This window comes from Streptomyces rapamycinicus NRRL 5491 (assembly GCF_024298965.1).
GTDB classification, from domain to species: domain Bacteria; phylum Actinomycetota; class Actinomycetes; order Streptomycetales; family Streptomycetaceae; genus Streptomyces; species Streptomyces rapamycinicus.
The window spans coordinates 9,308,906-9,320,854 of sequence record NZ_CP085193.1 but is presented as its reverse complement, the minus strand read 5'-3'; the positions used below and the strand labels follow the sequence as shown (position 1 = coordinate 9,320,854).

General features: G+C 68.1%; 7 protein-coding genes, 1 tRNA gene and 1 pseudogene. 6 read left to right on the top strand and 3 right to left on the bottom strand.

Going from position 1 to position 11,949, the window contains the following annotated elements:
• The first annotated feature begins 21 nt into the window (after positions 1–21).
• The 3 genes and pseudogenes from LIV37_RS39240 to LIV37_RS52180 form a co-directional block, all read left to right on the top strand.
• Positions 22–1,632, top strand: coding sequence for an N-acyl-D-amino-acid deacylase family protein (locus tag LIV37_RS39240; RefSeq protein WP_020872614.1), 1,611 nt, complete (start codon positions 22–24; stop codon positions 1,630–1,632).
• A 476-nt stretch (positions 1,633–2,108) separates the two neighbouring features.
• A complete protein-coding gene (locus tag LIV37_RS39235) occupies positions 2,109–4,142 on the top strand; it encodes a SpoIIE family protein phosphatase (RefSeq protein ID WP_254807138.1) in 2,034 nt (677 codons plus the stop codon).
• Positions 4,143–5,169: 1,027 nt separating this feature from the next.
• Positions 5,170–5,340: pseudogene (locus LIV37_RS52180) on the top strand (integrase); the annotation flags it as partial.
• A 229-nt stretch (positions 5,341–5,569) separates the two neighbouring features.
• Here the strand turns inward: LIV37_RS52180 and LIV37_RS39225 are convergent.
• On the bottom strand, positions 5,570–5,737 hold the full coding sequence (locus tag LIV37_RS39225; RefSeq protein WP_158634858.1) for a hypothetical protein: 168 nt from the start codon (positions 5,735–5,737) through the stop codon (positions 5,570–5,572).
• 1,635 nt (positions 5,738–7,372) lie between these two features.
• Between LIV37_RS39225 and LIV37_RS39220 the strand changes: the two genes are divergently transcribed.
• The gene (locus LIV37_RS39220) at positions 7,373–8,848 is read left to right on the top strand and encodes a tyrosine-type recombinase/integrase (RefSeq protein ID WP_121823989.1); all 1,476 of its coding nucleotides are present in this window, start codon (positions 7,373–7,375) and stop codon (positions 8,846–8,848) included.
• Here LIV37_RS39220 and LIV37_RS39215 read toward each other — a convergent pair.
• Positions 8,811–8,887 (bottom strand) — tRNA-Pro (locus LIV37_RS39215). The genes LIV37_RS39220 and LIV37_RS39215 overlap by 38 nt on opposite strands.
• A 225-nt stretch (positions 8,888–9,112) precedes the next feature.
• Between LIV37_RS39215 and LIV37_RS39210 the strand changes: the two genes are divergently transcribed.
• Both LIV37_RS39210 and LIV37_RS39205 read left to right on the top strand, forming a co-directional pair.
• Positions 9,113–9,814, top strand: coding sequence for a thiamine pyrophosphate-dependent enzyme (locus LIV37_RS39210; protein ID WP_020872609.1), 702 nt, complete (start codon positions 9,113–9,115; stop codon positions 9,812–9,814).
• 30 nt (positions 9,815–9,844) lie between these two features.
• The gene (locus LIV37_RS39205; protein WP_020872608.1) at positions 9,845–10,747 is read left to right on the top strand and encodes a transketolase family protein; all 903 of its coding nucleotides are present in this window, start codon (positions 9,845–9,847) and stop codon (positions 10,745–10,747) included.
• A gap of 32 nt (positions 10,748–10,779) precedes the next feature.
• Here LIV37_RS39205 and LIV37_RS39200 read toward each other — a convergent pair whose 3' ends face one another.
• Positions 10,780–11,730, bottom strand: a complete 951-nt coding sequence (locus LIV37_RS39200) for an alpha/beta fold hydrolase (protein ID WP_020872607.1) — start codon at positions 11,728–11,730, stop codon at positions 10,780–10,782.
• Positions 11,731–11,949: the final 219 nt, after the last annotated feature.

The window sequence follows — 11,949 nt, the reverse complement described above, 5'->3', positions numbered from 1 at the left end:
GTCGCATATGGAGGAGAAGAGTTGCTCGAGCTTGATGTGCTCGCCGTCGGGGGAACCGTCGTGGACGGCACCGGAGAGCCCGGACGGCGCGCGGATGTCGGTATCCGGGGCGACAGGATTGTGTTCGTCGGCGACGCCCCGTCCGGCGCCACCGCCCGCGAGGTGATCGACTGTGCCGGCCAGGTGGTCGCACCGGGCTTCATTGACCTGCACTCGCATGCCGACTTCACGATACGTGACGCGCCCGCTGCCGAATCCTGCATCCGGCAGGGCGTGACCACCATCGTCACCGGCAACTGCGGCACATCTCCCTTTCCGATCAACCCCGCGCGGCGCCACGAACACGACACGACGCTCGCCCGCGGAGGCAGCAGCAGCGCCGAGATGCCGTGGGAGGACTTCGACGGCTTCGCCCGCGAAGTGGAGGCGGCCGCCCCGCGCGTCAACCTCGCGGCGTTGGTCGGCCACGCGACCCTCCGCATCGCCGCCCTCGGTACGGAGCTGCGCCCCCCGACATCCGAAGAGACGGCCACCATGCACAAGCTGCTCGCCGAAGCCGCCGAGCAGGGCGTGTTCGGCCTCTCCACCGGACTGATATACGCCCCCGGATCGTTCGCCGACACCGACGAGATCGTGCTGCTCGCCACCGAGGCGCGACGGGCTGGACTGCTCTACAGCACCCACATGCGGGACGAGGGGGATCACCTCATCGAGGCCGTTGTCGAGGCCCTCGAGACCGCCCGCCGCAGCGGCGTTCGCCTGCAGATCTCACACCTCAAGGCCATGGGACCGGCCAATCACGGCAAGGTGCACGAAGCGCTCACCCTCATCGACTCCGCAGCCGCGGAAGGTCTGGACGTGGCGTGCGACGTCTACCCGTACGCGGCGTCCTCGACCCGGCTCACCTCCCGGCTGCCCGACTGGGCGCTGGATGGCGGCCTGGAAGCGCTGCTCGCACGACTGGAGGACCGGGAAACACGCGAGGCGATCGCCGCGGAACTGCGCGCCAAGATCGGACGCACCTTCCTTCCCGAGGGCACCGTCCTCGCCGCCATGGTTCCGGGCCGCTACTCGGAGTGGGTGGGCTCCTCCATCCGGGAGATCGCCACCGCCGAGGGTCGTCACCCCGCTGAGGTCTCCCTCGACGTGCTGCGCGGCCACGGAGGGGAGGTGTGGATCGTCAACCACGCGATGTCCGAGGCCGACGTCGAGACCGTTCTGCGTCACCGGAACAGCGCTGTCGTCAGCGACGGATGGGAACTGGACCTGACTGGCGGCGGACACCCGCACCCGCGCCACTTCGGAGCTTTCGCCCGCGCCCTGGCGCAGTACACCCGGGATCGCGGTGTCCTCACTCTGTCACAGGCCGTGCGCAAGATGAGCGCACTCCCTGCCGCACGCCTCGGCCTCACCGACCGCGGCACACTGGCCGAGGGCATGGTCGCCGACATCACGGTCTTCGACCCCGCGACGATCACGGACACCGCCACCTACGAGGCACCGCTCTCCTACGCCCGCGGTGTGCGCCATGTCCTCGTCAATGGCAGTCCAGTGCTCCGTGACGGCGTGTTCTCGGCGAACAGGCCGGGGAAGGTGCTACGGAAGAAGCCCCCGGCCGCGCACGTGCCCTGAGGTGCGGCGCCGCAACCGGCGGCAGATCGGCCGACGGCCGGTACAGCCACCCCCGAGGCGGCCCCGCCAAAGGCGCGACCCCAGCCTAAAAGCAAAGAGTTCGCTTCATCGTGCGCACGCACCCTCGGACGCGCGTTCACGACATCCCCGCGATTTGTCATGATCTGCACGGCCGCTCGGCTCCTCGGGCGGAGATCACGTCGCCCCCTTGAGCAGGCGAGCCGGCGGCGGAGCGGATGCAGCGCCGCGGGTATGCTGTGGAAAAGGTGGGGTCAGCACGGTGGGGTCTACCGGTTCGGCTGTCGCTGGAGTAGGGGCGGAAACGCTCCAGGTGGTCGCTTTCGCCCACCGGCCGGTGGGCCAGATTCGCGTCCGCATCTGGTTGTTCCTAATGGGGTGAGCTTCGAATGCCTCGTTCGCGGAAGCATCGTCGAAACGACAGGCAGCAGCGGTACCGGCGCGCTCTGATGGACGCCTTGCTCGACGAGGGGCCAGTGGCCATCAGTGTGTACGACTCCGACCTGAACTTCGTGTTGCAGAATGCTCAGTTGCGACGTATCTCGGGCCTATCGGACGCGGACCGTCGCCGTGGACTTACCGTCAGCGACACGATGCCCGGTCCCGAGGGCGGGGCTATCCGGAGACGTCAGCGTGACGTGCTGGAGTCGGGACGGCCGCGTACGGATCAGGTACATGAGGACGACCATGTCTGGGCCGAGTCACTGTTCCCCTTGGTGAGCACAGCGGGGGAGCCATTCGCGGTAGGCCATGTCATTCTCGACGTCACCGAGCGGGTCCGGGCGCGTGAGCGGTTGGCGCTGATCAATGACATGAGCAGCCGTATCGGCAATGAGCTGGACCTCGTCCAGACGGCGGACGAACTGGCCGACGCCGCCGTGCCGGAATTCGCGGACTCGGCCCAGGTCGATCTGCTGGGAAGCGTGCTCGACGGCTCGGAGCTGGCCCCTGGGCCCGTCGCCGCGGACGCGGTGCTGCGCCGGGTCGCCTGCCAGAGCGTGGGGCCAGAGGCCGGAGCGAACCACTCCGGGAACGGCCCCTGCGCGATTCCCCCTCGTATCCTCGCCCAAGGTTCGCCGGTCCTCCTCCGTGAACCGGAGCCGGGGGGCGGTTCGCAGATGATCATGCCGCTATCCGCCCGGGGCATCACTCTGGGCACGGTTGTCTTCGCGCGTTGGTCGCGTCCGGAGCCGTTCGGGGAGGATGACCTTCTCCTTGCGGAGCAGGTGGCGGCCCGTGCCGGAGCGTGCCTCGACAACGCGCGCCGTTACCTGTGCGAACGTGCCGCCGCCCTGGCGCTGCAGCGCAGTCTGCTTCCGCGAAGCGAGTCTCGGCAGGCAGTGGAGGTCGCCACCCGCTACATGCCCGCTTCCGGCCCGCACGGGCTGGGTGGGGACTGGTTCGACGTGATCCCGCTCTCCGGGGCCCGCGTCGCCCTGGTGATGGGCGACGCCGTGGGCGACGGCCTGCAAGCCGCCGTCACCATGGGGCGACTGCGCACCGCCGTGCGAACGCTGGCGGATCTGGATCTGGAACCGGACGAACTGCTCAACCGCCTCAATGACCAGGCGTGCCGCTTCGTCAGCGACCATGGCGTGACGGGAGTGCCCAGCCGAACCGATGCCCCCGACCGTGGCGTCGACGGCGGCGGCGTGGCGTTCGATACGTCGGCGGCTGGTTCCACCTGTCTCTACGCCGTCTACGACCCGATCTCGCTACGCTGCGTCCTGGCCTCCGCCGGGCATCCTCCCCCGCTCCTCGCGGCGCCTGGCGGCAAGCCGGAGGCCGTCGACCTGCCAGTGGGCCCGCCCCTGGGAGCAAGCAGCCTGCCGTTCGAGGCCCGCGAGATCGCCCTCCCGGAGGGCGGAACGCTCGCCCTGTACACCGACGGGCTCCTCGACCACCGGGACGGCGGTGCCGCAAACCCCGAGCGGCTGCGCAGCGTGCTGGCTCGCCCCGACCTCACGCCTGAAGCCATATGTGACGCCGTGGTGGAGACCATGACCACCACCGCCCCCGATGACGATGCAACCCTGCTGGTCGCGCGCCTGCGCACATTGGGCCCGGACCGCCTCGCCGTTTGGGACCTTCACGGTGAATCAAGAGAGGTCGCCGGGGTCCGCGCCCTGGTCAGGCGGCAGCTCGTTGAATGGGGCCTGGAACACCTCACGTTCACCACAGAACTGGTGGCCAGCGAACTGGTCACCAACGCCATCCGCTACGGATCCGCCCCCGTCCAACTACGTCTCATCAGAGACCAGTCCCTGATCTGCGAGGTCTCCGACGGCAACAGCACCTCTCCTCATCTGCGCCGGGCGCGCACCACCGACGAAGGAGGGCGCGGTCTGCTGCTCGTCGCGCAGTTCACCCGGAGTTGGGGCACTCGGTATGCCAGGCGGGGAAAGACGATCTGGGCCGCACAATCGGTGCAGGAGAATGAGGGAGACATCGCACAGGACCTCTCCTCCCTCATGGAAAGCATGCCTGAGTAGGAACGCGGAGCTGATCGTACTGGACGCCTCGTAGGGGGTCGCCACATCACTGCCCCGCGAGCAACCCCCAGGATCCGGCGGGCGGTCAGCCCCACGGGCGCTTCCCGAACACGGCCGCCGCGCTGAAGTGCGTCTACATGGCCGTCATGTTGTCGGACCGCACCGGTAAGGCGAGGCCCGCTGGACCACACGCTGGAAGACTGCCCTCAGCGTCTTCGACGCCGACTCTCCGAAGCCCGTCAGCAGCCCTCCAGGACCTTGTGCCGCTCAAGTCATCACCGCCGGTGAGCGGGGTGCGGTCAGCCCGCTGGGATCATGTCCTCCGTGATCGTGTCCTTGTCGTACAAGGTGACCCGGAAGCTGCTGACGGTTCCATCGGTGCTCCTGCGTCGCGGGACGGCGAAGGACGCGGAACTGCTGGTGCTGCGGCACGAGAAAGCTGTCCTGCGCCGCCAGTTGGCCGGACCAGTTCGCTACGAACCTGCCGACTGGTTCTGGTTCGCCGCCCTGTCCGGGCCGATATCCCGGTGCCACTGGCTCAAGGTCTTCCCTGTCCCCCCAGCACCCTGCTTGCCTGGCACCGCAAGCTCGTCGCCCGCCGATGGGGCTGTTCCCGACGACGCCGCAGTCCCGGACGGCCGCCCACACAGGCCGCCATCAAGCACCTCGTAATGCGCCTCGCCACGAGAACAGCCGATGGGGCCACCGTTGGATTCAACGTGAACTGGCCCGGCTCGAACACCCGATCGCCGCCTCCACCATCTGCCAGATCCTCCACACCGCAGGAATCGATCCCGCACCCCGCCACACTGGCCCAACCTGGCGCGAGTTCCTCTCAACGCAGGCCATCGGTCTCATCGCCTGCGACTTCCTCCGCATCGACACCATCAGCTTGCACCGCCTGAACGCCCTGGTCTTTCTCGAGCACCGCACCCGGCGCCTGCACGTCGCCAGCGTCACCACACACCCGACCGCGGCCTGGGCCACCCAGCAAGACCGCAACCTCGCCACCGACCTGGGCATACGCATGGACTCGGTGCGCTTCCTCATCCGAGACCGCGACAGCAAGTACACCGACGCCTTTGACGCCAGGCCGAGGACATCGAGATCACCAAGACACCGATCCGCGCCTAAGGCCAACGCCTACTGCGAACGCGTGGTCGGCACCCTCCGCCGAGAGGTCCTGGACCACATACTCATTCTCGACGAATCTCACGTGCGCCATGTCCTGGCCACGTACCAGAGGCTGTACAACGCGCCCCCACCGGGCCCGATGCCAACTACCTCCCCAAGCTCACGGACAACCACCTCCGGTCCTGGAGCCGGCCCCCCACAGACTCCTGCGCACCCGCATCCTCGGCTGCGTGATCAACGAGTACAGATATGCCGCTTGACCAGGAGCGACGATTATTCGAGCCCCACAGGACTCACGGGCCGGATGCGAACGGGCCGTTGCGGGCAAGTCCCGACTGTTCGCCGTATGGCCAGCCCAGTGGTCGAGCGACCTCTTCCTGATCGACGACCTCGACGAGTACGCCAAGGCACATGGGATCAAGCACGACCAGAATCGCACCGGGCTCAGCGAGCATGTCCACGACGTGGAGTGGACCGAGGAGGTGGCCTACAACACCAACCCTCGCAGCCCGTACATCAGCATCCGCCTCACCATGAAGTGCGGGTGCGAGATCCGAAACTTGGACACCTTCGCCAAGCAGATGCGGGAGCAGCAAGGTTGGAGCGTAGCGACCAGCGTCGGCTGGGGCAGTAGCAGCGGCCCGGAAGGCACGTCCTATTCCCTACGGGTGCGGCGGAAGAGCCTCGCGCCTGATCAAGGGTGCGCTTGCCGAGAATGTCATCCGCCCTGGTCGGAGGTCTGCACCGAACCCACTCGTCGACCGCGGTCGCTCGAACCGGGGCGGTTCAGGGCGGTCAGACGGGTCCAGGTGACGTGGGTTGGCAGCGTGGCTGATGAGTCCGAGTATGCGGTCCACAATGTCGGCTTCCCGCCATAGTCGAAGTCCGGCCCGGAATGTGCGAGATGTTCGAAGTCATGAACGACTCCGCACGAGCAAGTGCCGTTCTTTCCGGGCAACGTCGACCAGTGTCGTTTCTCCTACGAGCATCCAGTTTCGCCAGTACGCGGCTCCGCCGTGGTTCTCCCCCATACAGGAGCATGTGCAGTCGTCCCCGGCGGCATCCCGGCAGCGTGTGTCGCACCGTTCCGTGGCGGAGAACTGCAGGTATACGTCCACCTCACCGAAGCGTTCTGCGAGCGCGGAGACGATTGTGCGCAGGTGAGGACGAGCGATCTCCCACCGCCCCTGCGTCATCGCGTTGTTCCACTCCGGGCGTATCCGTTCTCCCAGCTCTTCCAGAATCCAGCGCCGGTTGGAACCTTCCTGATACGGCATCCACACCCACAACCGCTGTTCACCGACGTTCCGGCGCACCCACGGACGACGAGACACAACATCACCCCCGCCTCAATACTCTTGCATCATGCGCTCGGCGGCCAGACCACTGCCAGTCGACTACTGATCTGACCCAAGTTCGGCTCGCATGGCCAGGCGTAGCCGAGTGAGCGCCCCCTCGTATGCGCCCCGGCCTCCCGAGTAAGCCTCATCGCCCGCGAGCACACCAGCCGCGGCGAGGTCCCGCACGTCCCGAAGCCGCCGGAAGGTCTCCTCGGATGCCTCAACCACGGGCGCTGACGCGGTGATCGTCATCTGGTAGCGCAGTTCGTAGCACGATGCGAACCTTTCCCGCGCCGCCCTCTCTCGCTCCAGCGACCCAAGCTCATGGTCTCGAGCGAGGAGGCGAAACGCGTTGCGCGCCTTCGATAAGCAGGTCAGATACTCGCCGTACAGCGTTCGGCGAACCTCCAAGAGATGGGCCCTCCGCTCCCGCCGCCACCGATGGCGATCGAAGAACGCGCCCGATGCCGTCGCTATGACAGCACCCGCAGCAGCACTGGCCAAAGTCGCCCACTCCACAACGTGACCCTAGAAGGGCCTGCTCGACGTCGCCAGACTGCGCGCACTGCTTGGCACACTATTTGTGAGCAGGGTAATCGATCATCGAAGCACCGACTGCTACCGCCCCGCTCTTGTGGCCACGACAAGGGGAACACCCAGCTCAGAGGCCTGTGGAGCCTGAGGTGATCGCGTGGTGTGCCCGTCGGCGGAGACTGGGATCGTCGGCACATCGCGCCAACCCAGGAGGCGATCACCATGCGCTCCGTCACCCACCGTGGACGTGTCTACCGGCGCTGTGGCTGCCGCGACGCACGCCGCCACCAGATCGGAACCCGCTGCCCGCGACTGGCAACCGATTGTGACCACGGCAGCTGGACCTTCGCCGTCGACCTCCCCTCCCCCGACCACCGCCGCACCACCATCCGCCGCGGCGGCTTCCCCACCCAGAACGCCGCCCAGGCCGCGCTGCAACGAATCCTCGAGGGCGAGGCCGGCGGGTTCAACGGCGACCCCAACCAGACCGTCGCCGACTACCTCTCTGCCTGGCTGGAGACGAAGGCGTACGTGCTCAAGCCGACCACTCTCGCCCGCGATCGCGACTACGTCACCGGCGACCTCATCCCCGCCCTGGGCGCGCTCAAGCTGGACGAGCTCGGCCACCGCCACATCGCCGGATTCGTTCACACCCAGCTGGCCGCAGGCCGTGGCCAAGTGACCGTCTACCGGTGCCTGGCCACCCTCTCCAGCGCCCTGGGCGACGCCGTCCGCCAGCTCCGCCTCACCCACAACCCCGCACGCCCCGCCGTCCTGCCCCGCCCGGCGGCGGCCGAGCGACGGATCTGGACAGCCGAGGAAGCAACCCGCTTCCTGCACTACTGCCACCACACCGACCCACTCATCGCGGATCTGTGCGAACTCCTCATCGGCACCGGCATGCGCAAAGGGGAAGCGCTCGCCCTCCACTGGCACGATGTCCACCTTAACGAAGGGGTACTCTACGTCCGTTACACCCTCTCAGCCATCAACAACGCCCGCCTCGTCATCACCTCACCAAAGACCCGCAGCAGCAAGAACTGGGTCGCCATCTCCCCGCGCGTGGCAGCCGCACTCACACGCCGCGCAGCCGAAGCCCCGGATTCAGTACTGTCTGACCGCTCCGACGACCCGTTCACCGGACTGGTCTTCTGCCGACCCGACGGCCGCCCGCTACGGCCTCAGACCGTCCTGGACCGCTTCCGCCGACACGCCAAAGAAGCAGGGGTCCCCCGCATCACCCTGCACGACCTGCGACACCTCGCCGCCACCCTCTCCATCACCGCAGGCACCCCGCTCACCGTCGTCTCCAAAACCCTGCGGCACTCCACCCTCTCCACCACCGCCAACCTCTACAGCCACCTCACCCAGCAAGCCGCCCACGACGCCGTAGACGCCATCGACACCGCACTCGCCCAAGCCGACCCCACCGCAGACCGCCCCCCCCACTGGCCCGCCTGGCTGCGACCACACCGCGACCACCCGAACGGACACCGGACACGCCTCACGCTGCCCTACTTCGCCGCCCCGGCCGCCAGTTCACCCAGCGCCTCCACACCACAAGGCGTGCGTGCGACCACCACGCGACCACCACGCCGCAAAACACAAAGAAGGCCGCCTCTCCATCTCTGGAAAAACGGCCTCCGACCTGCGAAAACGCTGGTCGGGACGACAGGATTTGAACCTGCGACCCCTTGACCCCCAGTCAAGTGCGCTACCAAGCTGCGCCACGTCCCGGTGCTCGTTCGGCTTGGGCTTTCCCTCGCCGACCGCGCATGAAGAACAATACCGCACTTCAGGGGGTGGTCGCTGCCACCCCGGGGGAGATCGGGAGTCCGGCGGGACCAGCTGGGGTGTTCACCTGGTGGGGTCGGGGCATTGCGTAGTGTTACCGGGGGTGACAGGTGGGTGGTGTCGATGGGGGGTTGACTTGAAGTTTGGTTTAAGTTGCACGCTCGGAGCATGACCTTCACCGACGTTCACACCGGGTATGGGTACGACGATCTTCCTCGGCTGATGAGTCTGATGACCGGGGACGAGAAGCACGGGCCGGCCGCCACCTCGACGCTGGACGTGGTCTGGGTGCTTTACGACCGTGTGCTGCGAGTTTCGGCGGAGGGGGTGGATGCGCCGGGGCGGGATCGGTTTTTGCTGTCCAAGGGGCATGGGCCGATGGCGTACTACGCCGTGCTTGCCGCCAAGGGGTTCTTTCCCGAGTCGCTGCTGGCAGGGTTCGGGGCGTATGACTCGCCGCTGGGGCACCATCCGGATCGGGTGCTGGTGCCGGGGGTCGAGATCAGCAGTGGGTCGCTCGGGCATGGGTTGCCGTTGGCTGTGGGGAGTGCGCTCGGGTTGCGGGCGCGGGGGCTCTCCGGGGCGGCGGTGTGGGTGCTCGTCGGCGATGCCGAGCTGGACGAGGGCAGTAATCACGAGGCGATCGCGTACGCCGGGGCCGTGGGGCTGGAGCGGTTGCACGCGGTCGTTGTGGACAACGGCTCCGCCAGCCATGGGCGGCCCGGGGGTATCGCCGCGCGCTTCGAGGCCGCCGGGTGGTCCACGGCGACCGTCGACGGGCGTGATCACGAGGCGCTGTACGAGGCGTACACCGCGCCGCACCCGGGGCGGCCGCATGTCGTGGTGGCCCGGGTCGAGGCCAAGGTCTGACGCGATTCGAGTGTGAAAGGGACTGTTCTCATGGACACCATGCGTGAGCGTTTCGCCTCCGTCGTCTCCCGTCTTCTGGACGACGATCCCCGGCTGGCGGTCGTGCTGGCCGAGATCGGCAAGGATGGCTTCACGGACGCGGCCCGGGCGCATCCCGACCGGGTGGTCAATGTCGGCATCCGCGAGCAGCTGCTGATCGGTGTCGGCGGTGGACTGGCTCTGACCGGGATGCGGCCGATTCTGCACACCTTCGCCAGCTTTCTGGTCGAGCGGCCCTTTGAGCAGGTCAAGCTGGACTTCGGGCATCAGGGCGTGGGCGGGGTGCTGGTGAGCGCGGCAGGTTCGTACGACTGGCCGGCGGGCGGCTACACCCATATGGCGCCCGGCGATGTGGCCCTGCTGGACACGCTCGACGGCTGGACCGTCCATGTGCCCGGCCATCCGGACGAGGCCGAGACCCTGCTGCGGGACGCGGCCGCGGCCGGTGACGACTCGGTGTACGTACGGCTGTCGGCGCACTCCAACTCCGCCCCGCGGGACATCGCCCCCGGCGGCTTCCTGACCGTACGGGAGGGGCGCCGCGGTGTGGTGATCGCGGTCGGGCCGATGCTCGATGGCGTCCTTACGGCCGTCGAGGGGCTGGACGTCACCGTGCTCTACGCCACGACTGTGCGGCCCTTCGATGAGCGGGCGGTGCGTGCCACCGCCGGAGCGGCGGCGGGCGGCGTCGATGTCGTACTGGTCGAGCCCTATCTCGAGGGCACCTCGACCGCCGCCGTGAACGACGCGCTCGCCGATCGCCCGCATCGGGTGCTCGGCCTGGGCATTCCCCGGCGCGAGCTGCGCCGCTACGGCACGATCGACGAGCATCTCGCGGGGCAGGGGCTGGATCCGGTGGGGTTGCGCGAGCGGATCTCCGCATTCCTGCGGTGAGGGGCGGGTCGGCTTCGAGCCGGGGCGGTGGTTCAGGTGTGTTTTTCCAGCCAGGTCAGCAGGTCCTGCTGGACCTCGTCCCGGTTGGTCTCGTTCAGGATCTCGTGCCGGGCCCCCTGGTATCCCTTCCAGGTCAGCTCCCGCGTGCCGCCGTAACGGAAGTCCTCCAGGAGTTCGTAGACGAGCGTCATCCCCTGGTTGCACGGGTCCTCGGTGCCCACCGCCACATGAACCGGCAGCGCGGCCGGGGTGCGGGCCTGGTGGCGCGGGTCGTTGATCTTACGGACGCCACGGACCCAGTCCTGGGACAGCCCGGCGCTGAACGCGAAGCCGCACCGCTCGTCCCCCGCGTACGTGGCCACCTCCGCCGCGTCGCGCGACAGCCACTCGAAGCCGGTCCGGTCCTGGATGTGCTCGTACGGGTCGTTGAACGAGGCGAAGAGGGTCGGGGTGAAGGTGGACCGCGCGTTCCGGCCCCGCTCCGCGATCTCCTGGGCGATGCCCGTCAGCGCCTCCTCGGTCTCGGTCCCCGGCAGTGAGCGGAAGGTCCCGGAGAGGATCAGCCCGGTCAGCTCCTCGCCGTACTCCTGGGCGCAGTCGCGGGCCAGCATCGAGCCCATGCTGTGGCCGAGCAGGACCAGGGGCGCACGGGGGTGCGCGGCCCGCGCGCGTTCACCGATGGCGCGCAGGTCCGAGACGATCGCCCGCCAGCCGTCGCCCTCCTCGCCCACGACACCGAAGCCGCCCGTCGACTCGGCGGTGGCTCCGTGGCCGCGGTGGTCCGAGGCGACCACCGCATAGCCGTGGGCGGCGAGGAAGCGGGCGAACCGGTCGTAGCGCCGGGCGTGCTCCGCGGCGCCATGGGCGATCTGGACGATCGCGCGCACGGCGCCGTTCTCCGGCAGCCAGCTGTAGGTCACGACCCGCGCGCCGTCGGGCATGGGCAGCTGGTCGGTGCGGTGGGTGATACCGCCGTCGGGCATGCCGTCTCATCTCCTGGCTCGAATCGATCTGATGCGAATCGATCTGATGCGGATGGATCTAGTGCGAGTGGAAGCCCACTCTCCCTTTGCCCGGCCCGCAAGCCAAGGGCGTCGACGCGGTCCTGTCCTCCGGAGCTCGGGGTGTGTAACGATCAACCGCTTGGTACCGCGTATCGACTGCCGATCCATACAACTCCCTTGCTCCAGGAGGACCGTTGG